Here is a 21615-nt window from a genome sequence, read left to right as displayed (position 1 = left end):
AGGCCTCCACATGATCAGGACAAGGCGATGAGCCAACCACTTGACGTCGCCATGTCTTCGGCTTATCGCTGGCGACTGCACCGCAACGTCCTGATTTACGTTGTTTTTCTTTTGAGTTTGATCGGGGTGATGGCCTGGGCTGAGCGCTCAGGCCTGTCGCGCAACTTGATCGGCCCGATCTTTCTGTTCAGCACGGTCATGATCTACGCGCTGATCGGAATCGCGGGCAGAACCACGAACGAGGACGAGTATTACGTGGCCGGTCGGCGCATCCCGGCCATGTACAACGGCATGGCCACTGCGGCAGACTGGATGAGCGCGGCCTCGTTCATCAGTTTGGCGGGTGCGCTGTACCTGCAAGGCTTTTCCGGCAGCGGCAACCAGCCCGGTGGCTTGGCCTATGTGATCGGCTGGACCGGCGGTTTTTGTCTGGTTGCCTTGTTGATTGCACCTCAATTGCGTGCTATGCGCTTGTACACCTTGCCCGACTACTTCGACCAGCGCTATGGCGGTCGATGGCCACGGGTGATTGCGGCGCTGGCCTCGGTGCTGTGTTCATTCACCTATGTGGTTGCCCAGATCTATGGGATTGGCCTGATCGCTTCACGACTCACCGGTGTGCAATTCGAAATCGGTATTTTGTTGGGCTTGGGTGGTGTTTTGCTGTGCTCTTTTCTGGGCGGGATGCGGGCCATCACCTGGACCCAGGTGGCACAGTACATCATGCTGGTGTTGGCCTTTCTCATTCCGGTGTCCTGGCTGGCTTACAAACAACTGGGCAACCCTGTTGCACCTTGGGTCTATGGTGCGCAGCTTTCGGCCATTGCCAGCATCGAAAAGCGGCTCATGGACGACCCGGCCGAGCTGGAAGTTCGACGCGAATACGCTCAGCGGGCCAAGCTCTATGCTGAGCGCTTGCAAGATGTGGACGCTGCCATGGTCGATCTGCGCCAGGACTTGGAGGAAAAAATCCGCTTGCTCAAAGCGCAGGAGGCCGACTTCGCCACCATTGCCCAAGTCCGCCGTGAGCTGCTGGCCGTGCCTCACGAACCCTTTGTAGCCCGCGAGCTGTGGACCCGTGCGATGCACGACAACCTGGAGCGTGCGCGGCCTTTGGGGGGTATGCCACCGCACACGCAGGCTTTCACCGGGGAACCCGATGGCGGGCTGGCTCAAGAGAAATTGTTCAGCGAGTCGCGTTTGAATTTTCTGGCCCTGGTGTTTTGCCTGATGATTGGCACGGCAGGATTGCCGCATTTGTTGACCCGCTTTTACACCTCGCCCTCGGTGTCCGAGACGCGCAGCTCAGTGGCCTGGTCCTTGTTTTTCATCGGCCTGATTTACCTCAGCGTGCCCGCTTTGGCTGTGCTGGTGAAGTTCGAGGTGCTCAATACCTTGGTGGGCAGCAGCTTTGCTGACTTGCCCAGCTGGATGGCGCAGTGGGCCAGGTTGGACTCGGCCTTGCTGTCGTTTTCGGACGTCAACGGCGATGGCTTTTTGCAACTGGGTGAGCTCAAGCTCGGGGCAGACATGATCATGTTGGCCACGCCCGAATTGGGCGGGATGCCTTTTGTGGTGTCTGGCTTGGTGGCAGCCGGTGGGCTGGCAGCCGCTTTGTCGACAGCCGATGGTTTGCTCTTGACGATCAGCAATGCTTTGGTGCGCGACATGCGGCCCAACGGCGTCAATGGCCCCAAGTCTTCGGAAGGGCGGGTGATCCTGTCCAAGTTCGCTTTGCTGGCGGTGGCCATGCTGGCGGCGGTGGTGGCGGCTTTCAAACCCGCAGAAATCCTGGCCTTGGTGTCAGCCTCTTTTTCGCTGGCTGCATCTGCCTTTTTTCCAGGCATGGTGTTGGGGATGGCCTGGCAGCGGGTGCATCGTGCGGCGGTGGTACTGGGTATGCTGTCGGGTTTGGGGGTGACGATTTTTTACATGGTGGTCAATGCCCCTGGTTTCCGCCATTTTTGGGAGTTGGACTCTTATGGCGGCTTGTGGTGGGGCATTCAGCCCTTATCCGCAGGCGTTTTTGGGGTCCCAGTTGGTTTTGTGGTCATGGTGCTGGCCACCTGGCTGATCCCGCAGAGCCTGATAGGCCCAAACCTGCGTTCACAGGCTCCCCAAGCCGAGCCGCCCAACAACTATCCGGGACTGTGATGTTCAGGCTATAATAATGGGCTTCGCCTTGCTGCACCCCGACAGACGCTGGGGGCAGCTATTCCAACCATTTGGGTTAACCTCAAGGAGTCTCAATGCGTCATTACGAAATCATTTTGCTGATCCATCCCGATCAGTCCGAACAAGTGCCGGCCATGCTGGAGCGCTACAAAGGCATGATCACTGCCGGCGGCGGCAGCATTCACCGTGTGGAAGACTGGGGCCGCCGTCAGTTGGCCTATCAGATCAATAAACTGGGCAAAGCGCACTATCTGTGCGTGAACATTGAAGCCGACCAAGCCGTGATGGCCGAACTCGAGCACGCCTTCAAGTTCAATGATGCCGTGCTGCGCCACCTGACGGTGCTGAAGAAAAAAGCCGACGCCGGTCCTTCTTCCATGATGAAGACGGTCGAGCGCGAAGAAGCCCGCAAGTCACAACAAGCCGAATTCGCCGCTTGATACTGACCTGTTGAGGAGTGAACCGTACCGAACTGAAAGCCTGTATTGCCGAGCACGCCGCTTTGCGATACACCCCCGCTGGTTTGCCTGCTCTTGATTTGATTCTGGAGCACGCCTCTGAAGTACAAGAGGCCGGGCAAATGCGCAAAGTCCAGTTGAAACTTCGTGCCTTGGCCATTGGGTCATTGGCCGAAAGACTGGCCCTGCAAGCGGTAGGCAGTGTCTGGACGTTTCAGGGCTTTTTGGCCACCCCTCGACAAGGCAAAAGTGTCGTGTTGCACATTCAAGAGTTTCAGCAAGATTAATTTCAGGAGGCCCCATGGCCACGTTCAAAAAATTCAACAAAGACAAGCGCCCTAAGCGCAACACCCAGTCACTGCTGTTCAAGCGCAAGCGTTTTTGCCGCTTCACGGTCACTGGCGTCGAAGAAATCGACTACAAAGATGTGGACACCTTGCGTGACTTCATCGCCGAAAACGGCAAAATCATCCCTGCGCGCCTGACTGGCACCCGTGCCATTTTCCAGCGCCAGCTCAACACCGCCATCAAGCGCGCGCGCTTCTTGGCCATGTTGCCCTACACCGACCAGCACAAAGTCTAAGGAGTCCAACCATGCAAATCATTCTGCTCGAAAAGGTTGTGAACCTGGGTAATCTGGGCGATATCGTCAAAGTCAAAGACGGCTACGCTCGTAACTTCCTGATCCCCCAAGGTCGTGCACGCCGTGCGACCGAAGCCAACAAGGCCGAGTTCGAAGCTCGCCGCGTTGAATTGGAAAAAGCCGCTGCTGCCAAATTGGCCGAAGCCCAAGCTCAAGGCGAGAAATTGTCTGGCTTGGTGGTCAAGTTGTCCCAAAAAGCCGGTGTGGATGGCCGTTTGTTTGGTTCCGTGACCAACCACGACATCGCCGAAGAACTGAACAAGCAAGGCTACAAACTGGTCAAGTCCCAGATCCGCATGCCCCACGGCCCCATCAAATTGGTGAGCGACTCCACAGTGTCGGTGGCATTGCACACCGACGTGGTGGTGGACTTGACCGTGACGGTGTACGGCGAAACAGCCTGATTTTCACTGCTTTCTGAAAAGCCGCCGGGCCTTGTGCTTGGCGGCTTTTTTTCTTTTGGCTCCGCGATCTGACTTTTACAGGACAGCACACCGGATGCACAGAGCTTATCCACAGCTTTATCCCAACCTTGCAGCGTTTTTGCGACTACTATGGTCTTTTGAGGCCTTTCACCCATGTCCGCCGTTTTTGCTCCTTCCTTGAACACCTTCAACTCCGACCTTACCGGCGATAACCCGGTGGCCAAGCTGCGCGTGCCGCCGCATTCGATTGAAGCCGAGTCCAGTGTTCTGGGCGGCTTGTTGCTGGACAACGGTGCTTGGGACCGTGTGGGGGATTTACTGGTTGACAACGACTTTTACCGGCACGAACACAAGCTGATTTATGCCGCCATTGGGGCGCTGGTCAATGCTTCCAAACCCGCCGATGTCATCACTGTGAATGAGCAGTTGCAAAATCAGGGCAAGGCGGAGGAGATGGGGGGCTTGGGCTACCTGAATTCTCTGGCGCAGTACGTGCCCAGCGCCAGCAACATCCGCCGCTATGCCGAGATCGTGCGCGAGCGCTCGATCTTGCGCAAACTGGTGTCGGCCAGCGACGAGATCGCGACCAACGCCTTCAATCCACAGGGTAAGGCGATTGACCGCATCCTGGACGAGGCCGAGCAAAAAATCTTCAACATCGGTGAAGAAGGTTCGCGCATGAAGCAGGGCTTTCAGTCGATGGACACGCTGGTGGTGGAGTTGCTCGACCGCGTGCAGGAGATGGCCAACAACCCCAATGACATCACTGGGGTTCCCACAGGTTTCTATGACCTGGACCGCATGACCTCGGGCTTGCAGCCCGGGGACATGGTGGTGTTGGCGGCACGACCTTCCATGGGTAAAACGGCTTTTGCGATCAACATCGCCGAGCATGTGGCCTTGAACGAGGGCTTGCCAGTGGCGGTGTTTTCGATGGAAATGGGCGCATCGCAGTTGGCGGTGCGTGTGGTGGGCTCGATTGGTCGCATCGATCAAGGTCATTTGCGCACAGGCAAGCTCAGCGATGACGAGTGGCCACGCTTGACCGAGGCCATTGAAAAACTGCGCACCGTGTCCTTGCACATCGACGAAACGCCAGGCCTGACCTCGTCCGAATTACGGGCCAATGCTCGGCGTCTGGCGCGCCAATGCGGCAAGCTGGGACTGATTGTGGTGGACTATTTGCAGCTGATGAGTGGTTCGGGCGGTGCGGGCGGTGACAACCGCGCCACCGAACTGGGCGAGATTTCGCGGGGACTGAAAATGCTGGCCAAAGAGCTGCAGTGCCCGGTGATTGCCTTGTCGCAGTTGAACCGCAGTGTCGAGCAACGAACCGACAAACGCCCCATGATGAGCGACTTGCGTGAGTCCGGTGCCATCGAGCAGGATGCGGACATCATCATGTTCATTTACCGTGACGATTACTACCACAAGGATTCCAAAGATCCCGGGGTGGCTGAAATCATCATCGGCAAGCAGCGTAACGGACCGACAGGCACGGTCCGCCTCACTTTCCTGAAAAATCTGACCCGTTTTGAGAGCCTGGCGTCGGGTCTGAGCGATGATTATTGAAACCCGACGGCAGCTTGATCGTTACAGGGCTTCGCTGGCAAAGTCCGCCAGTCGGGAGCGCTCACCGCGTGCCAGTGTGATGTGACCACCGTGCGCCCAACCTTTGAAACGGTCGACGGCGTAAGTCAGCCCTGATGAGCCTTCGGTCAGGTAGGGCGTGTCGATCTGGGCGAGGTTGCCCATGCAGATGATCTTGGTGCCCGGACCTGCGCGGGTGATCAAGGTCTTCATCTGTTTGGGCGTCAAGTTTTGCGCTTCGTCGATGATCACGTACTTGTTCATGAAGGTGCGACCGCGCATGAAGTTCATGCTCTTGATTTTGATGCGGCTCTTGATCAGCTCGTTGGTCGCAGCGCGGCCCCATTCACCGGCGTTGCCGCCCTCGCCCTTGGCCAAAAACTCCAAGTTGTCGTCCAGCGCGCCCATCCAGGGGCCCATTTTTTCTTCTTCGGTGCCGGGCAAAAAGCCGATGTCTTCGCCCACACTCACCGTAGCGCGTGTCATGATGATCTCGGTGTAACGGCGATCATCCAGCACCTGAGTGAGGCCTGCGGCCAGGGCCATCAGGGTTTTACCCGTGCCAGCGGTGCCCGCCAGCGTCACAAAGTCGATGTCCGGATCGGTCAGCAGGTTCATCGCGAAATTCTGTTCTCGGTTGCGTGTGGTGACGCCCCAAACCGCATTCTTTTGGTGGTTGAAGTCCTTCAGCGTGCGCAGCACCGCCGTCTTGCCACGAATTTCGTTGACGCGAGCAAACAGGCTCGGTTCTCCGGGCGCCTCGAAATACACGAACTGATTCATGAAAAGGCTTGGCACGATGGGGCCGTTGATGCGGTAGAAGGTGTGGGTGCCTTGCTGCCAGCTTTCGACTGTTTTGCCATTCTTGAGCCAAAAGTCAGGCGGCAAAGCCATGGAGCCTGGGTACAGCAGGTCACCGTCTTCCAGGGTCTTGTCGTTTTGGTAGTCCTCGGCTTGCAGCCCCAGCGCGCGGGCCTTGACGCGCATGTTAATGTCCTTGGACACCAACACCACTTCACGAGGTGCATGCAGCTGGCCCAGCGCCTTGACAACGCCCAGGATCTGATTGTCGGCTTTGCCTTGCGGCAGCGCCAGGGGCAGGCTCAGGTCGAGCGCCTGTGTCTGGAAAAACAACTGTCCTGTGGCATCCGAGTGGCCCGTGATACTCAAGGGTGAGCCTTGGCTCAGGTCTTGCCCTTGCCCAGAGGCCAAAGCGTCGAGCGAGCGGCTGGCTTGACGGGCATTGCGCGCCACTTCGGTCATGCCTTTTTTGTGGCCGTCGAGCTCTTCCAGCACGATCATGGGCAAAAAGACATCGTGTTCCTCAAAGCGGAACAGGCTCATCGGGTCGTGCATCAGCACATTGGTGTCGAGAACAAAGAGCTTACTTGGGCCATTGCGGTGTTGGGTGCGGGCCGAAGCGGGTTTGCTCCCCCGACGCGCTGATGCACCTGAAGCGGGCCTGGACTCGGCCTGCGACATGTTTTCGGGTGCAGTGTCTGAAGGGGTCTGTGCCTTCAAAGGCAGCATGGGTGCCATTGATCTGGCTTCGTTCTTGCGAGGTTTTGAGGGACGTTTGACTGATCTGGCTTCGGGTGTCTCGCTGGTCAAGCCCCGTTTCGTTTCGATTTGCACCATGACGGGCGCATCGGCTGGCGTCTCGCTGCTTTCAAAGGCTGTGTGGGTCAAGCGACTGGCGCGGTGGGAGGGAGCGGGTGGCAATGGCATGAACGAAGGCCTTTAGATGATTGAAAATTCGGACACCAGAAAAACAAAAAACCGCCCGGAGACCCGGGCGGCTTGAAAAATGGGATGTTGAGGGACTGCGTTTCAGCGTCATGAAATCATTATGCACGAGCCCTGTGACAACACAGGCTGGCAACATCAAGCCACAGCAGTGGCTTTTTTCAGGTCTTTGACGGCCTGCAACACTTCTTCGACATGGCCGGGTACTTTCAGGCCGCGCCACTCTTGTTTGAGTGTGCCGTCGGTCCCGATCAAGAAGGTACTGCGCTCAATGCCTTTGACCTTTTTGCCATACATGATCTTGTTTTTCACCACACCAAACATGTGACACATCTTTTCTTCGGTGTCGGCGATCAACTCGAAGGGGAGCTCCAGCTTGGCTTTGAAATCGTCGTGAGATTTCATGTTGTCACGGGACACGCCAAGGACCAAGGCACCGGCTTTCACGAAATCTTTGTATTTGTCGCGAAACTGCATGGCTTCGGTGGTGCAGCCGGGGGTGTTGTCTTTGGGATAGAAAAACAAAACAACGGTTTGACCAACGTGAGAAATGTTCGAAACTTTCAGACCGCTGGTGGCATTGGCTTCAAATTCGGGAAGGGGTTTGTTGAGAACGATCGCCATTGAACTTTATCTCGCTTGACTGGTTGAGCGGGTGCCACCATTGACTGGTGTCAATTTCGCTAAAGGCCTTGGGCCTCGACAGCCTGCTATTTTACCCTTAACAGCCGCTGGCATTCGAAGGCAAATGGCGGGAAAAAAAACCACGAAAGAATGCATGCTTTAGGACTCGATCAAAAGTAAGGCGACCACTTTGCGTCCTTCGCTGGCCAAGATATTGTAGGTGCGGCATGCCGCAGCAGTGTCCATGGTTTCTACCCCGATGCCACGCACGATCAGGTCTTGCAGCCATTGCGGCTTGGCAAAACGCAGTTTTTGTCCGCTGCCGAACAAGACGAGCTCTGCCCCGCTTTGGGCCCATGGGCTGAAATCGCTGGTGCTCAGCGCATCGAAATGGCCCGTCGCCCAGGCTCCAGGTGGCACATCGGGCAGGCTGCTCACGGCCAAGGACTGTGTATGCCGCACGCCATTGACTTCGACCCAGGCCCTGTCGTAAGCGTTGATGGTGGGTGCGTTGGATTTGTCGGGCTGGAGTTTCATGAGATGGAAAAAGTGATGGGAGGCGCAATTAAAGGTCAAGCTCTGAAAACTGCCCCGAAGAGGCCACGGAAATGTGGTCAAATTATAGGTTTTCCCGCATCCACATTGCCTTTGGAGGCACTTTGAAGCCCATTCAGAAATCTGCCAAGCTTGCCAACGTTTGTTATGACATTCGCGGCCCCATCATGGACCGAGCGCGTCAGATGGAAGAAGACGGCCACAAGATCATCAAGCTGAACATCGGCAACCTGGCAGTTTTTGGTTTTGATGCACCCGAAGAGATTCAGCAGGACATGATCCGCAACCTGCCCAATTCGGCGGGTTACTCGGACAGCAAAGGCATTTTTGCCGCCCGCAAAGCCGTGATGCACGAGACCCAGAAACAAGGCATCTTGGGCGTGACATTGGACGATATTTATCTGGGCAACGGGGCCAGCGAGTTGATCGTGATGGCCACCAATGGTTTGCTGGACGATGGCGATGAGTTGCTGTTGCCATCGCCCGATTACCCGCTTTGGACAGCGGCGGCCAGTTTGTCGGGGGGCACGCCTGTGCATTACCGCTGCGATGAAGCCAATGGTTGGATGCCCAATTTGGACGACATCCGTGCCAAGGTCACACCCCGCACCAAGGGCATTGTGGTCATCAACCCCAACAATCCCACAGGCGCCTTGTACGCCGATGAGTTGCTCAAGGGCATCGTGGCCATTGCCCGCGAGCATGGCCTGGTTATCTTTGCCGACGAGGTGTACGACAAGGTTTTGTATGACGGCGTCAAGCACACACCACTTGCCAGTTTGTCACAAGACGTGGTGACCCTCACTTTCAACTCCTTGTCCAAAAGCTACCGCTCTTGCGGTTACCGTGCGGGGTGGATGGTGATTTCGGGCGACAAAAAAAGAGCCCGCGATTACATCGAGGGCCTGAACATGCTTTCCAACATGCGTTTGTGCGCCAACGTGCCGGGCCAGTGGGCCATTCAAACGGCCTTGGGAGGGCATCAGAGCATCAATGAATTGGTGGGCGAGGGCGGAAGGTTGCGTAAGCAGCGCGATTTGGCGCACCAGCTGATCACGGCGATCCCGGGTGTCAGTTGCGTCAAACCCCGTGCGGCTTTGTACATGTTCCCCAAGCTCGACCCCAAAATTTACCCGGTACAAGATGACCAGGATTTCTTTTTGCAGTTGCTTGAAGAAACCAAAGTCATGTTGGTTCAGGGTACGGGTTTCAACTGGCCTGATGCCGACCATTTCCGCATCGTGTTTTTGCCCCATGAAGACGACTTGCGCGAGGCCATTGCCCGCATCGCCCGTTTTCTAGAGGGGGCACGCCAACGGTTTGGCACCCAAGCCTTGGGGGCCTGAATTCAATCCCTGCCCGAGTCTTTCGGGCGCAATGCAGTAAAGAAGATAAAAATGAAACCGATCAAAGTGGGCCTTTTGGGCATGGGCACTGTGGGCAGCGGCACTTTCAATGTGCTCAGGCGCAACCAGGAAGAAATCCAGCGCCGTGCAGGTCGTGGTATTCAAATCACCATGGTGGCCGATTTGGACGTGGCGCGTGCCCAAGCCCTGGTGGGCGAGGGCGTTCAGGTGGTGGGCGATGCCCGTGCCGTGATTGCCAACCCCGAGATCGACATCGTGATCGAATTGATCGGCGGCTACGGCATTGCCAAAGCGCTGGTGATGGAGTCGATTGCTGCCGGCAAGCATGTGGTGACCGCCAACAAAGCCTTGCTCGCCGTGCACGGCACCGAAATCTTCGCCGCTGCGCAAGCCAAAGGTGTGATGGTGGCCTTTGAAGCCGCTGTGGCGGGTGGGATTCCGATCATCAAGGCGCTGCGCGAGGGCCTTACGGCCAACAGCATCCAGTGGGTGGCGGGCATCATTAACGGCACCACCAACTTTATCCTGTCCGAGATGCGCGACAAGGGCTTGGACTTTGGCGATGTGCTCAAGGAGGCCCAGCGTCTGGGTTATGCCGAAGCCGATCCGACCTTTGACATCGAGGGCGTGGACGCAGCGCACAAGGTCACCTTGATGAGCGCGATCGCATTTGGCATTCCGGTGCAGTTTGACAAGGCCTATGTCGAGGGCATCACGAAGCTCGCCGCAGCTGACATCAAATACGCAGAGCAATTGGGCTACCGCATCAAGCTTCTCGGTATCACCAAGCGCACCGCACAAGGCATTGAGCTGCGCGTGCACCCTAGCCTGGTGCCGACTCAGCGCTTGATCGCCAACGTCGAAGGCGCGATGAACGCCGTGATGGTGCAAGGCGATGCCGTGGGCACCACTTTGTATTACGGCAAAGGCGCAGGCTCCGAGCCCACCGCCAGCGCGGTGATTGCTGACCTGGTGGACATTACCCGTTTGCACACGGCAGACCCCCTCAACCGCGTGCCGCATTTGGCCTTCCAGCCGGGATCCATGAGCAACTTGACCGTGTTGCCCATGTCTGAGGTGGTGACCAGTTATTACCTGCGTTTGCGCGTGGCCGACCAAGCCGGTGTGCTGTCCAAGTTGACCGGTTTGCTGGCCCAGGCCGACATCAGCATCGACGCAGTCTTGCAGCGCGAGGCCGATCAGGTCAGCCAAGCGGGTGAAAACCAGACCGATGTGATCATCTTGACCCACGACACGCGTGAGGGCACTCTGAGCGAGGTATTGGCCCAGATGCAAGCCTTGCCCACCGTTATGGCTCCGATCGTTCGCATTCGCAAGGAAGAGTTGAACTGATGCGTTACCTGTCGACACGCGGTCACGCCGACCGCCCACAATTTTGTGACATTTTGCTCGAGGGCTTGGCGCCAGACGGCGGTCTTTATTTGCCTGAAAGTTATCCACAACTTGACGCTGTGGCGCTGACGCGTTTGCGCCAAGTCTGGCAATGCCAAGGCTATGCGGCTTTGGCCTTTGAAGTGTTGTCGCTGTACATCGACGATATCCCACCGAGCGACTTGCAGGCCCTGTGCCGCAAGACTTACACGCCTGAAGTGTTCGGCACCCCAGAAATTGTGCCGCTCAAGCCTTTGCAGGCTGCAGGCCAAGACCAGCCCAAGGTGTATTTGGAGGCTTTGTCCAACGGCCCCACTTTGGCCTTCAAGGACATGGCCATGCAGTTGCTGGGCAACTTGTTTGAATACGAGTTGGCGCGGCGCGGCGAAACGTTGAATATTTTAGGGGCCACCTCCGGCGACACCGGCAGCGCGGCAGAATACGCCATGCGCGGCAAAAAAGGCGTCCGCGTCTTCATGACCAGTCCCGACGGCCGCATGAGCCCGTTCCAGCAAGCGCAGATGTTCAGCCTGCTCGACAAAAATATCCACAACATCGCCATTGAAGGCGTGTTCGACGACTGCCAGGATATCGTCAAGGCGGTCTCCAACGATCTGGAGTTCAAGCGTAAATACAAAATCGGTACAGTGAATTCCATCAACTGGGCGCGTTTGCTGGCCCAGGTGGTGTACTACTTCGCAGGCTACTTTCAGGTCACCCAGAGCAATGAGCAAAAGGTCAGCTTTACCGTGCCCAGCGGCAACTTTGGCAATGTGTGTGCAGGCCATGTGGCGCGCATGATGGGCTTGCCGATTGACCGCTTGGTGGTGGCCACCAACGAAAATGATGTGCTGGATGAATTCTTTCGCACCGGCATTTACCGCGTGCGCGGCACGGCCGACACGCACGAGACCTCCAGCCCCTCCATGGACATCTCCAAAGCCAGCAACTTCGAACGCTTTGTGTTTGATCTGCTGGAACGCGATGCTGCAAAAACCAAGACCATCTTTGGCGAAGGTCTGAGCCGCCAAGGCTTCTTCGATCTATCAGGCGACTCACGCTTTGCCCAAGCCGCGACCACTTATGGTTTTGACAGTGGCCGCAGCACCCACGCCGACCGCTTGAAGACCATTCAGCAAGTCTTTGCAACTTACGGTGTCATGATCGACACCCACACCGCCGACGGCGTGAAGGTGGCGCAAGAACTTCTGAACCCGCAGGTGCCCATGATCGTGCTCGAAACCGCTTTGCCCATCAAGTTCGCGGCCACCATCGTGGAAGCCTTGGGCCGTCAGCCTGAGCGTCCACCGCAGTATGAAGGCATCGAAGCCTTGCCCAAACGCGTTCAGGTGATGAAAGCTGATGTGGATTTGGTCAAGGCCTACATCCAGCAGCACTGCGACTGAAAGCCCATGAGCACCGCCCCACGCGCCCCTTTGATGTCTTTGGACGACGCGTTGCAGGCGCTGCTCGCGTGCATCAGCCCCCTGACCGACGCCGAGTCGGTAGCCACCTTTGATGCCGATGGGCGTGTGCTGGCCGAAGACCTGGTTTCGGCCTTGCAAGTGCCGGCCTTTGACAACTCGTCGATGGATGGCTACGCGGTGCGACGCGCCGATTTGTTGCAGCCAGGCCTCACCTTGCGCGTGGGCCAGCGCATCGCGGCCGGGCACACCGGGCAGCCGTTGGCCCCAGGCCAAGTCGCCCGCATTTTCACTGGTGCGCCTGTGCCCGAAGGCGCCGACGCCATCGTCATGCAGGAGCAAGCCGAGCCCGTGCCCGGAGAGGCCGATGGCGTGCGCTTTTTGGTGGTGCCCGAACCTGGGCAGTGGATTCGCCGCAGCGGCGAAGACATACGCCAAGGCCAGACTGCTTTGATGCGTGGTCAAAAACTGGGCCCTGCCGAACTGGGTCTGGCCGCGAGCCTGGGTCTGGCGCATCTGCCTGTTTTGCGCCGCCCACGGGTGGCCTTGTTTTCGACCGGCGACGAGTTGGTCATGCCGGGCGATGTGGCCCCGCAGGACATGCCCCCGGGCAGTATTTACAACTCCAACCGCTTTTTCCTGTGCAGCTTGTTGCACCGCATGGGTTGCGAGGTGAGTGACTTGGGCATCGTGCCGGACCGGCGCGAGGCCACGGTGGCCGCGCTCAAAACTGCCGCCGATCACCACGACCTGATCCTGACCAGCGGCGGTGTGTCGGTGGGCGAAGAAGACCATGTCAAACCCGCCGTGCAGTCTTTGGGCGAGTTGAACCTGTGGCAAATCGCCATGAAACCGGGCAAACCCTTTGCCTATGGCCAAGTGCGGCGGCAGTCCGCCGAGGGCGTGGCCCACTTCGTAGGCTTACCCGGCAACCCGGTGTCCAGTTTCATGACCTTTTTGCTCTTGGTCAGACCCTTGCTGCGCCAATTGCAAGGCATGGCGGCATCAGGCCCGCCGCTCCAGCGCTTGCCTGCGCATTTCACGTGGACCAAAGCCGACAAGCGCCGTGAATTCTTGCGGGTGCGCCGCAATGCGCAAGGTGGCTTGGACCTGTTTCCCAACCAGAGTTCGGGGGTATTGACCTCGGTGGTGTGGGCCGATGGGGTGGTGGACAACCCGGGTGGCCAGACGATTGAGCCCGGTCAATGGGTCGATTTTTGGCCCTTTTCGGAGTGCTTGGTATGAAAGTGCAAGTTCGCTATTTCGCCTCCTTGCGCGAAACCATTGGCTTGTCTCACGAAACCGTGGAGACCCAGACGGCCGATGTGGCCGCTTTGCGAACAGAGTTGATGGCGCGGGGCGAGCACTACCGTGCTTGTCTGTCTTCAGACCGCCCGGTGCGCATGGCCCTCAATCAGCTCATGGTGGAAGACAACGCCGCCCTGACGGAGGGCTGCGAGGTCGGCTTTTTTCCACCCGTGACCGGAGGTTGACGCCATGTCGTCCCGAGTGAGCATCCAGACGCACGACTTTGACGTGTCCATCGAGTTGGCCGCCTTGCAGGGTCAGGACTTGAGGGTCGGGGCGGTGTGCAGCTTTGTGGGCACCGTGCGCGACACCCGGGCCTTGACCGGTCAAGCGCACGACGAAGTCCAGGCCATGGAATTGGAGCACTACCCGGGCATGACCGAAAAATCAATCGAAGCCATGATCGATGAAGCGCACCAGCGGTTTGATTTTTACGCGGCGCGTGTGGTCCACCGCGTGGGGCGCTTGCTGCCGGCTGACCAGATTGTGCTGGTGGCGGTCACCTCGGCGCACCGGGGCGAGAGCTTCAAAGCTTGCGAATTTTTGATGGATTACCTGAAAACCCAGGCACCGTTCTGGAAAAAAGAGCAAACCCCTGAGGGCCCACACTGGGTGGACGCCCGAGTGTCAGACGATGCGGCTTTGGCCCGTTGGGGCATTCAGGCTCACAACGCTTGAGGCAGGACCTGAACTGCGCGATTCAATGCGCGTAGCGAGGTGGTTCTGGGGCCAGCACGGGTCCCGCCTCGGTCGCTTGGATAGGGCTGCTCGCAGCCAACCACTCGGCTTTTTCGCTGGCTTGCCGAATCAAGTGCGCCATGCCATGGACCAGGCTGACTTGCAGGTGCAGCTGGCAGGATCGGGCTTGGGTCGGGTCGGACTTGTCTTCAAAAGAAATTTCTAAAGCCCCGCCTGGTTGGATGCTCATGTGGGCATCGGTAATGAGCAGGGGTTCAGCACCCAGGGGCCACTGGGTGGCGCGGTTTTCGAAAGGGGTGGCAAAGTCGGTTTTTTTCAGAAATGCATCGCGTTTGAGCTCGGTCAGCAGTTGTTGCGATGGGGCATCGGTGACCGCCACGCCGGGTTGCGCGGCTTCCAGACGCTTGGCCGATTTTTCGATGGCGGGCATCAAGCGCAGTGTCATGCGCCGTGTCAACCAAAAACGGAACTCCTGCAAATCCTGGGTGTTCAAGCGCAGCAACAAGCGGTCTTGCCGCTCATCGTGGTTCACGGACAGTTGGTGAATGTTCATGCTTTGATTTTAGGCAATAGTGACAGCTTGTCTTTCCCTTGAAAATGTCATTTTCAGCACAAGATGACTGGCATTGGAGATCAACACATGCGAATTGATAAACTCACGACCAAATTCCAGGAAGCTTTGTCGGAGGCCCAGTCTCTGGCCTTGAGCAAAGACCATGCTTACATCGAACCCGTGCACTTGTTGGTCGCCATGCTCAAGCAAGACGATGGCCCCAAGGCCATCTTGCAACGTGCGGGCGTTCAGGTGCCTGCCCTGATGCAAGCTGCCGAAGCGGCTGTGTCGCGCATGCCGCAAGTGACCGGACAAGACCAGGTGCAAGTGGGTCCCGACCTGGTCAAGCTTTTGCAAGCGGCCGAGAAAGAAGCGATCAAGCGCAGCGACGCGTTCATTGCGGGCGAATTGTTCATGCTGGCCTTGACCGAGAGCAAATCCGAGGCGGGGCGCATCGTTAAAGAGCATGGTCTGAACCGCAAGAGTCTGGAAGCGGCCATCGAAGCGGTGCGGGGAGGGCAAAGTGTGGGCAGTGCCGATGCCGAAGGCCAGCGCGAAGCACTCAAAAAATACTGCGTCGACCTGACCGAGCGGGCCCGCATTGGCAAGCTTGACCCTGTGATCGGGCGAGACGACGAAATACGCCGCGCCATCCAGGTCTTGCAGCGCCGCACCAAAAACAACCCTGTGCTGATTGGCGAGCCCGGTGTGGGCAAGACGGCAATTGTCGAGGGCTTGGCTCAGCGCATCGTCTCAGGTGAGGTGCCTGATTCACTCAAAGGCAAGCGGGTGTTGTCGCTCGACATGGCGGCTTTGCTGGCTGGGGCTAAATTCAGGGGCGAGTTCGAAGAACGCCTGAAAACCGTACTCAGTGAACTGGCCAAAGACGAAGGCCAGACCATTGTGTTCATTGACGAGTTGCACACCATGGTGGGCGCGGGCAAGGCCGAAGGGGCCATGGACGCGGGCAACATGCTCAAGCCTGCGCTGGCGCGGGGCGAGTTGCATTGTGTGGGTGCGACCACCTTGGACGAGTACCGCAAATACATTGAAAAAGACGCGGCTTTAGAGCGTCGTTTTCAGAAAATTTTGGTCAATGAACCCACGGTCGAGGCCACGATTGCCATCTTGCGCGGCTTGCAGGAAAAATACGAGATTCACCACGGCGTGGACATCACCGATCCGGCTATCGTGGCTGCCGCCGAACTCAGCCACCGGTACATCACCGACCGTTTTTTACCCGACAAAGCGATTGACCTCATTGACGAGGCTGCGGCCAAGATCAAGATTGAAATCGACTCCAAACCCGAGGTGATTGACAAGCTAGACCGCCGCTTGATTCAACTGCAAATTGAACGCGAAGCGGTGCGCAAAGAAAGCGACGAGTCTTCACAAAAACGCTTTGCCTTGATTGAGGAAGAGATCGTCAAGCTGAAAAAAGAAGCCGCTGACTTGGAAGAAATCTGGCGCGCTGAGAAGTCTCAGGCCCAAGGCGGGCAGCAGGTGCGCGAGCAAATCGACCAGCTCAAGCAGCAAATCGAAGAGCTGACCCGTAAGGGCGATTTCAACAAGGTGGCCGAGTTGCAATATGGCAAGTTGCCTGCTTTGGAAAAAATCCTTAAAGAAGTGCAGGCAAAGGAAGCCGCACCCGGTGAAAAATCGGTACACCGTTTGCTGCGCACCCAAGTGGGTGCCGAAGAAATCGCCGAGGTCGTGTCTCGTGCCACCGGCATTCCGGTGTCCAAGATGATGCAAGGTGAGCGTGAAAAATTGCTGCAGATGGAAGAGAAACTGCATCAACGTGTGGTCGGGCAGGATGAGGCCATTGCGGCCGTGGCTAACGCCATTCGCCGCTCGCGTTCGGGGCTTTCCGACCCGAACCGCCCCACTGGCTCTTTTTTGTTTTTGGGGCCTACGGGTGTGGGCAAGACCGAGCTGTGCAAAGCGCTTGCCGGCTTTTTGTTCGACAACGAGGACCACCTGATTCGCACGGACATGAGTGAATTCATGGAAAAGCACTCGGTGGCTCGTCTCATCGGCGCGCCACCTGGTTACGTCGGCTATGAGGAGGGTGGTTATCTGACCGAGGCTGTGCGCCGCAAGCCCTACAGCGTCTTGTTGCTTGACGAGGTGGAAAAAGCCCACCCCGACGTGTTCAACGTCTTGCTTCAGGTCCTTGACGATGGCCGATTGACCGATGGGCAGGGCCGGACGGTGGACTTCAAAAATACCGTGATCGTGATGACCTCCAATCTGGGTTCCCACTTGATTCAGGCCATGGTGGGCCAGCCTGCCGAGGACATCAAGGACGCGGTTTGGGATGAGCTCAAGGCCCATTTCAGACCCGAGTTTTTGAACCGCATTGACGAAACCGTGGTCTTTCACAGCCTGGATGCACAGCACATCGCCGCGATTGCCGAGATCCAACTGGGCGTCTTGAAAAACCGCTTGGCCCGAATGGACCTGAACTTGAAGGTCAGCTCTGCGGCCCTGTCCGAATTGGCCAAGGTGGGCTTTGACCCGGTCTTTGGCGCAAGACCTTTAAAAAGGGCCATCCAGCAACGGCTGGAAAACCCCTTGTCCAAACTTTTGCTGGAAGGTCGTTTCCCACCCAAATGCACCATTGAGGTGTCGGTCGACCCGGTGCATAACCCGGGGCAATTTGAGTTCAAGGTGACTGACAACGCAGCTTAATCTCCATAGCGGTGCAGGTCCAGCTTGCACCGCTGTGACAGACAGATCGAGGGGCCTTTGGGCACAATGGGGGATGACTTCAAAAATTGCTGGCCATCTGCTTGTTGAATGCCTTCTGGCCCAAGGCGTCACCCATGCTTTCGGGGTGCCAGGAGAGAGTTACCTGGCGGTGCTCGATGGTTTTCATCTGTACAAAGACCAGCTCACTTTTGTGACCTGCCGCCAGGAGGGTGGGGCCGCCTTCATGGCCGAGGCCCAAGGCAAACTCACTGGTCGGCCTGGGATCTGTTTCGTCACACGCGGGCCCGGGGCCACCAACGCGTCGATTGGCATCCATACCGCGTTTCAGGATTCCACGCCCATGGTGCTGTTTGTCGGTGATGTGGCCAGCGACACCCGTGACCGTGAAGCCTTTCAGGAATTGGATTACACCCACTTTTTTGGCCCCTCGACCAAAGGCATGGCCAAGCGGGTGGAGCGCGTGGACGATCCCGAGCGTGTGCCCGAATATGTGGCCCGCGCTTTCGCTACCGCCATGAACGGGCGGCCCGGTCCGGTGGTCTTGGTATTGCCCGAAGACATGCTGACCCAGCCCGTGAAGGCCCAAGCCTTGGGTCGCGTGGAGCCTGTTCAAGCTTGGAGCGACCCAGGGGCCTTGCGCAACCTGCGCGACATGCTGCTGGCTGCCCGCAAGCCCTTGGTCATTGCAGGTGGCGGTGGCTGGACACCGCAAGCCGCACAAGCCCTGGAACGCTTTGCCGAAAACTGGCAGCTGCCTGTGACCAATGCATTCCGCTTTCAGGACACGTTTGACAACCACCACCCGCTGTATGCCGGTGATGTGGGCATTGGCATTGGTCCAGGCTTGGCGCAACGCGTTCGCGATGCCGATCTGATTGTGGCCATCGGCCCACGCTTGGGTGAAATGACCACCGGGGGTTACAGCTTGCTGCAGGCCCCTAAAACACATCAAAAATTGGTGCACATCCACGCCAGTGCCGAAGAGCTCAACCGGGTCTACCAAGCTGATTTGGCCATCAACGCCACCATGAATGCGGCCGCCCGCAGCCTTGAAGTCTTGAGTGCGCCCAACGAGTTGCCTTGGGGCGATTGGTCGCAAGCCGCGCACAACGATTACATGGACAACCTCAAGCCACAGACCTTGCCCGGCGACATCGACATGCCCGCTATCGTGGCAACGCTGCAAAAGCATTTGCCAGCCGACGCCGTGCTGACCAATGGCGCTGGCAATTTCGCCAGCTGGATGCATCGTTTTTACAAGCACCACGGCTTGGTCAAAGGCCACAAAACCCAGTTGGCCCCCACCGTAGGCGCCATGGGTTATGGCGTGCCCGCAGGCATTGCGGCCAACTTGTTGACCGGGCGCTTGGCTTTCACGATCGCTGGTGATGGCGACTTTTTAATGAACGGGCAAGAGTTGGCCACGGCTGTACAACACGGCGGCAAAAGCATCATCGTGCTGCTGAACAACGGCATGTACGGCACCATCCGCATGCACCAAGAGCGCGAATATCCCGACCATGTGACGGGCTCGAAGCTGCAAAACCCCGACTTTGCCGCTTTGGCTGCGGCTTATGGTTACGTGGGCGTGCGCATCGAGAAGACCGTAGCCTTTGAGCCAGCGCTGCTGGCTGCATTGGCCCGACCTCAGGGCACGCTCATTGAGGTCATGCTCGATCCAGAGGTGATCTCGACACGCGGAACTTTGAGTGCCATCACGCAAGCCGCTTTGAAGCGACAAATCCCCACTTGATTGCCAAGAATGGAAGTTCGTCCGGCCTTGGCGATCTGACCGTTGATCCATTAAAAAAACCCGCCGAAGCGGGTTTTTTGTGGCCAAGCGACTGAATTACTTCAGGTGCTTGCCGATCAGGCCAGCCATTTCGAACATGGTGACTTGTGCCTTGCCGAAAACTGCCTTGAGCTTGTCATCGGCGTTGATGGCGCGACGGTTCACGCTGTCTTGCAACTTGTGTTTCTTGATGTAGACCCACATTTTGCTGACCACTTCGGTGCGTGGCAGAGGTGCTGCGCCCACCACGGCAGCCAGAGCGGCGCTTGGTGTCAGTGCCTTCATGAAAGCAGGGTTAGGGGTGCGCTTGGTAGCAGGAGCGGCCTTTTTGGCGGGTGCTTTGGCAGCCACCTTTTTAGCCGGTGCAGCCGCTTTTTTGGCGGGTGCAGCCTTGGTTGCCGGTGCTGCTTTTTTAGCGGGTGCTGCAGCTTTTTTGGCCGGGGTTTTTTTCGCAGTTGCCATGATGAAATTCCTTTGGTCGGAAGTTGGTTCGCCGCTGAGAAACGATGTGTTTACAGCTATGTGGATGCTAATGGAGAAAGTGGCACTTTCCAAGCATAAAAATCATTTTTCTCTCGATGTTGTTGCTGATTTGCCCTTGTTGTTTGGCTTTTGTTGGTCTTGACAACTTTTTTCAAGCTGTTGCTACGCCATTTGTAGGTCATCCAAGGCGTTGGTACGCGGCTCAAATTCACCGAGTGAAGGGCCATTTGGTGGCTTTTCACGCTTTCTTGCTCGTCTAAAAATGATGGCGCAGGCATTTTTGAATTGAACCTGGGCCCCCACAGTTGAGTGGCGTCGCCAGTCCCCGTTTTCGCTCTTGGTGAATGTTCTGGTTGTTTCTTTATCGGGTTGTTTCCAGAGTATTTCCATAGGCCGTTCTCAATTTTCATATTACAAAAAATTTGTGAATTGATTTTGACGGGCTATTTCGAATAATGACTTGTAATTTCGAATTGCAAAATTTTTTATGCAAGTTGTTGATTTTAAACATAAAAAAATATGTCTTATATAAGACATAAGATAAAATTATGGTCTTATACAAGAGTTAAGATAAATGAAACGACAGCACAGATTCCGCTGAACCGTCGCTTGATTTCAACTTGACCACAGGAGTTTTCCATGCCAGCAGACATCACTCAACAACTCAGCCGAGCACAGCAAATTGCCGCACTAGAAAAAGACTGGGCAACCAACCCTCGTTGGAAAGGCGTCAAGCGAGGTTATTCCGCTGCCGACGTTGTGCGCCTGCGCGGCAGCATGCCCATCGAGCACACTTTGGCCAAGCGCGGTGCAGAAAAATTGTGGGAAAAAGTCAACGGCGGTGCCAAGAAAGGTTACGTCAACTCATTCGGCGCGATCTCTGCAGGTCAAGCGATGCAACAAGCCAAAGCCGGCCTGGAGGCTGTGTACCTGTCGGGCTGGCAAGTCGCCGCTGACGGCAACACGTCAGAGACCATGTACCCCGACCAGTCGCTTTACGCGTACGATTCGGTGCCCACCATGGTCCGCCGCATCAACAACACCTTCAAGCGCGCCGACGAAATCCAATGGGGCCGTGGTGTTGAGCCGGGCTCCAAGGAATTCATCGATTACTTCCTGCCCATCGTGGCCGATGCAGAAGCCGGTTTCGGTGGTGTGTTGAATGCTTTTGAATTGATGAAGAATATGATCGCCTCTGGCGCGGCTGGCGTTCACTTTGAAGACCAACTGGCGGCCGTTAAAAAGTGCGGTCATATGGGGGGCAAGGTGTTGGTGCCTACGCATGAAGCTTGCGAGAAGTTGATCTCTGCTCGTTTTGCAGCGGACGTCATGAGCGTGTCTACCATCGTGTTGGCCCGTACCGATGCTGAAGCGGCCAATCTGATCACCTCTGACCATGATGCCAACGACAAGCCTTTTCTGACGGGTGAGCGCACACAAGAAGGCTTCTACCGTGTCAAGAACGGTCTGGAGCAAGCCATCAGCCGCGGCGTGGCATACGCCCCTTACGCCGACCTGGTGTGGTGTGAAACGGGTGTTCCAGACATCGGCTTCGCCCGCGAATTCGCGCAAGCCGTGCACGCAGCCTGCCCCGGCAAGCTGCTGTCGTACAACTGCTCGCCATCGTTCAACTGGAAGAAAAACCTCAACGACAGCCAGATCGCTT

At 57.2% G+C, this 21615-nt stretch carries 21 protein-coding genes; 15 read left to right on the top strand and 6 right to left on the bottom strand.

Annotated features, from left to right (window positions below; all coding sequences use genetic code 11):
- Positions 1–27 precede the first annotated feature (27 nt).
- From ACIQ47_RS00105 to dnaB, 6 genes are all read left to right on the top strand, one after another.
- Entirely contained in the window at positions 28–2154 is a 2127-nt protein-coding gene (locus tag ACIQ47_RS00105; RefSeq protein WP_396436243.1) for a VC_2705 family sodium/solute symporter, read from the top strand.
- Between the two features lie 95 nt (positions 2155–2249).
- Positions 2250–2615, top strand: coding sequence for a 30S ribosomal protein S6 (gene rpsF / locus ACIQ47_RS00100; RefSeq protein ID WP_108353641.1), 366 nt, complete (start codon positions 2250–2252; stop codon positions 2613–2615).
- Positions 2616–2632: 17 nt separating this feature from the next.
- Positions 2633–2920 carry a primosomal replication protein N gene (gene priB / locus ACIQ47_RS00095; RefSeq protein WP_296291994.1) on the top strand — a complete coding sequence of 96 codons (288 nt, stop codon included), beginning with the start codon at positions 2633–2635 and terminating at the stop codon, positions 2918–2920.
- A gap of 14 nt (positions 2921–2934) precedes the next feature.
- Entirely contained in the window at positions 2935–3216 is a 282-nt protein-coding gene (rpsR, locus tag ACIQ47_RS00090) for a 30S ribosomal protein S18 (protein WP_019427495.1), read from the top strand.
- A gap of 11 nt (positions 3217–3227) precedes the next feature.
- Positions 3228–3680 (top strand): 50S ribosomal protein L9, encoded by a 453-nt coding sequence (gene rplI, locus ACIQ47_RS00085; protein WP_396436242.1) that lies wholly within the window; start codon positions 3228–3230, stop codon positions 3678–3680.
- A 174-nt stretch (positions 3681–3854) separates the two neighbouring features.
- A complete protein-coding gene (gene dnaB / locus ACIQ47_RS00080) occupies positions 3855–5273 on the top strand; it encodes a replicative DNA helicase (RefSeq protein WP_396436241.1) in 1419 nt (472 codons plus the stop codon).
- 21 nt (positions 5274–5294) lie between these two features.
- Here dnaB and ACIQ47_RS00075 read toward each other — a convergent pair whose 3' ends face one another.
- The 3 genes from ACIQ47_RS00075 to ACIQ47_RS00065 all read right to left on the bottom strand — a co-directional run bounded on the left by ACIQ47_RS00075 (position 5295) and on the right by ACIQ47_RS00065 (position 8198).
- The gene (locus tag ACIQ47_RS00075) at positions 5295–7019 is read right to left on the bottom strand and encodes a PhoH family protein (protein ID WP_396436240.1); all 1725 of its coding nucleotides are present in this window, start codon (positions 7017–7019) and stop codon (positions 5295–5297) included.
- A gap of 156 nt (positions 7020–7175) precedes the next feature.
- Positions 7176–7661, bottom strand: coding sequence for a peroxiredoxin (locus tag ACIQ47_RS00070; protein ID WP_396436239.1), 486 nt, complete (start codon positions 7659–7661; stop codon positions 7176–7178).
- 159 nt (positions 7662–7820) lie between these two features.
- Complete coding sequence (locus ACIQ47_RS00065) at positions 7821–8198, bottom strand: Mth938-like domain-containing protein (protein ID WP_396436238.1); 378 nt, start codon at positions 8196–8198, stop codon at positions 7821–7823.
- A 122-nt stretch (positions 8199–8320) separates the two neighbouring features.
- Between ACIQ47_RS00065 and ACIQ47_RS00060 the strand changes: the two genes are divergently transcribed.
- Genes ACIQ47_RS00060 through ACIQ47_RS00035 form a run of 6 tightly spaced genes read left to right on the top strand, consistent with a single transcriptional unit; the run spans position 8321 to position 14385 of the window.
- Positions 8321–9562: a pyridoxal phosphate-dependent aminotransferase gene (locus ACIQ47_RS00060; RefSeq protein ID WP_396436237.1), complete on the top strand. Its 1242-nt coding sequence runs from the start codon at positions 8321–8323 to the stop codon at positions 9560–9562.
- Positions 9563–9613: 51 nt separating this feature from the next.
- Positions 9614–10936: a homoserine dehydrogenase gene (locus ACIQ47_RS00055; protein WP_396436236.1), complete on the top strand. Its 1323-nt coding sequence runs from the start codon at positions 9614–9616 to the stop codon at positions 10934–10936.
- Positions 10936–12381 (top strand): threonine synthase, encoded by a 1446-nt coding sequence (gene thrC, locus ACIQ47_RS00050; RefSeq protein WP_396436235.1) that lies wholly within the window; start codon positions 10936–10938, stop codon positions 12379–12381. Before ACIQ47_RS00055 ends, thrC begins: the two co-directional genes overlap by 1 nt.
- A gap of 6 nt (positions 12382–12387) precedes the next feature.
- Positions 12388–13644 (top strand): gephyrin-like molybdotransferase Glp, encoded by a 1257-nt coding sequence (gene glp, locus ACIQ47_RS00045; RefSeq protein ID WP_396436234.1) that lies wholly within the window; start codon positions 12388–12390, stop codon positions 13642–13644.
- The gene (gene moaD / locus ACIQ47_RS00040; protein ID WP_396436233.1) at positions 13641–13892 is read left to right on the top strand and encodes a molybdopterin converting factor subunit 1; all 252 of its coding nucleotides are present in this window, start codon (positions 13641–13643) and stop codon (positions 13890–13892) included. Before glp ends, moaD begins: the two co-directional genes overlap by 4 nt.
- A gap of 4 nt (positions 13893–13896) precedes the next feature.
- Positions 13897–14385 carry a molybdenum cofactor biosynthesis protein MoaE gene (locus ACIQ47_RS00035; RefSeq protein WP_396436232.1) on the top strand — a complete coding sequence of 163 codons (489 nt, stop codon included), beginning with the start codon at positions 13897–13899 and terminating at the stop codon, positions 14383–14385.
- Between the two features lie 22 nt (positions 14386–14407).
- Here the strand turns inward: ACIQ47_RS00035 and ACIQ47_RS00030 are convergent, their stop codons facing one another.
- On the bottom strand, positions 14408–14959 hold the full coding sequence (locus ACIQ47_RS00030) for a hypothetical protein (protein WP_396436231.1): 552 nt from the start codon (positions 14957–14959) through the stop codon (positions 14408–14410).
- Between the two features lie 87 nt (positions 14960–15046).
- On the opposite strand from ACIQ47_RS00030, the gene clpB reads away from it, so the two are divergent.
- Together clpB and ACIQ47_RS00020 are read left to right on the top strand one after the other, a co-directional pair.
- Positions 15047–17653 carry an ATP-dependent chaperone ClpB gene (gene clpB, locus ACIQ47_RS00025; protein ID WP_396436230.1) on the top strand — a complete coding sequence of 869 codons (2607 nt, stop codon included), beginning with the start codon at positions 15047–15049 and terminating at the stop codon, positions 17651–17653.
- A gap of 73 nt (positions 17654–17726) precedes the next feature.
- Positions 17727–19427, top strand: coding sequence for a thiamine pyrophosphate-binding protein (locus ACIQ47_RS00020; protein ID WP_396436229.1), 1701 nt, complete (start codon positions 17727–17729; stop codon positions 19425–19427).
- Between the two features lie 96 nt (positions 19428–19523).
- On the opposite strand, the gene ACIQ47_RS00015 is transcribed toward ACIQ47_RS00020, so the two are convergent.
- Both ACIQ47_RS00015 and ACIQ47_RS00010 read right to left on the bottom strand, forming a co-directional pair.
- Positions 19524–19928 carry an SWIB/MDM2 domain-containing protein gene (locus tag ACIQ47_RS00015; RefSeq protein ID WP_108353654.1) on the bottom strand — a complete coding sequence of 135 codons (405 nt, stop codon included), beginning with the start codon at positions 19926–19928 and terminating at the stop codon, positions 19524–19526.
- A gap of 56 nt (positions 19929–19984) precedes the next feature.
- On the bottom strand, positions 19985–20359 hold the full coding sequence (locus tag ACIQ47_RS00010; RefSeq protein WP_396436228.1) for a hypothetical protein: 375 nt from the start codon (positions 20357–20359) through the stop codon (positions 19985–19987).
- 229 nt (positions 20360–20588) lie between these two features.
- Here ACIQ47_RS00010 and aceA point away from each other — a divergent pair.
- Positions 20589–21615 (top strand): isocitrate lyase (gene aceA / locus ACIQ47_RS00005; RefSeq protein WP_396436227.1); only part of this gene is annotated, 1027 nt, incomplete at its 3' end.

It is taken from the genome of Limnohabitans sp. (assembly GCF_044373035.1).
GTDB lineage: Bacteria > Pseudomonadota > Gammaproteobacteria > Burkholderiales > Burkholderiaceae_C > Limnohabitans_A.
This window is presented reverse-complemented; position numbering and strand designations above follow the sequence as displayed.

What these genes read in the sequence shown, in the direction of transcription:
- ACIQ47_RS00105 (WP_396436243.1), top strand. Translation starts at nt 28, where the DNA reads ATGAGCCAACCACTTGACGTCGCCATGTCTTCGGCTTATCGCTGGCGA.
- rpsF (WP_108353641.1), top strand. Translation starts at nt 2,250, where the DNA reads ATGCGTCATTACGAAATCATTTTGCTGATCCATCCCGATCAGTCCGAA.
- rpsR (WP_019427495.1), top strand. Translation starts at nt 2,935, where the DNA reads ATGGCCACGTTCAAAAAATTCAACAAAGACAAGCGCCCTAAGCGCAAC.
- rplI (WP_396436242.1), top strand. Translation starts at nt 3,228, where the DNA reads ATGCAAATCATTCTGCTCGAAAAGGTTGTGAACCTGGGTAATCTGGGC.
- dnaB (WP_396436241.1), top strand. Translation starts at nt 3,855, where the DNA reads ATGTCCGCCGTTTTTGCTCCTTCCTTGAACACCTTCAACTCCGACCTT.
- ACIQ47_RS00075 (WP_396436240.1), bottom strand. Translation starts at nt 7,019, where the DNA reads ATGCCATTGCCACCCGCTCCCTCCCACCGCGCCAGTCGCTTGACCCAC.
- ACIQ47_RS00070 (WP_396436239.1), bottom strand. Translation starts at nt 7,661, where the DNA reads ATGGCGATCGTTCTCAACAAACCCCTTCCCGAATTTGAAGCCAATGCC.
- ACIQ47_RS00065 (WP_396436238.1), bottom strand. Translation starts at nt 8,198, where the DNA reads ATGAAACTCCAGCCCGACAAATCCAACGCACCCACCATCAACGCTTAC.
- ACIQ47_RS00055 (WP_396436236.1), top strand. Translation starts at nt 9,614, where the DNA reads ATGAAACCGATCAAAGTGGGCCTTTTGGGCATGGGCACTGTGGGCAGC.
- thrC (WP_396436235.1), top strand. Translation starts at nt 10,936, where the DNA reads ATGCGTTACCTGTCGACACGCGGTCACGCCGACCGCCCACAATTTTGT.
- glp (WP_396436234.1), top strand. Translation starts at nt 12,388, where the DNA reads ATGAGCACCGCCCCACGCGCCCCTTTGATGTCTTTGGACGACGCGTTG.
- moaD (WP_396436233.1), top strand. Translation starts at nt 13,641, where the DNA reads ATGAAAGTGCAAGTTCGCTATTTCGCCTCCTTGCGCGAAACCATTGGC.
- ACIQ47_RS00035 (WP_396436232.1), top strand. Translation starts at nt 13,897, where the DNA reads ATGTCGTCCCGAGTGAGCATCCAGACGCACGACTTTGACGTGTCCATC.
- ACIQ47_RS00030 (WP_396436231.1), bottom strand. Translation starts at nt 14,959, where the DNA reads ATGAACATTCACCAACTGTCCGTGAACCACGATGAGCGGCAAGACCGC.
- clpB (WP_396436230.1), top strand. Translation starts at nt 15,047, where the DNA reads ATGCGAATTGATAAACTCACGACCAAATTCCAGGAAGCTTTGTCGGAG.
- ACIQ47_RS00020 (WP_396436229.1), top strand. Translation starts at nt 17,727, where the DNA reads ATGACTTCAAAAATTGCTGGCCATCTGCTTGTTGAATGCCTTCTGGCC.
- ACIQ47_RS00015 (WP_108353654.1), bottom strand. Translation starts at nt 19,928, where the DNA reads ATGGCAACTGCGAAAAAAACCCCGGCCAAAAAAGCTGCAGCACCCGCT.
- ACIQ47_RS00010 (WP_396436228.1), bottom strand. Translation starts at nt 20,359, where the DNA reads ATGAAAATTGAGAACGGCCTATGGAAATACTCTGGAAACAACCCGATA.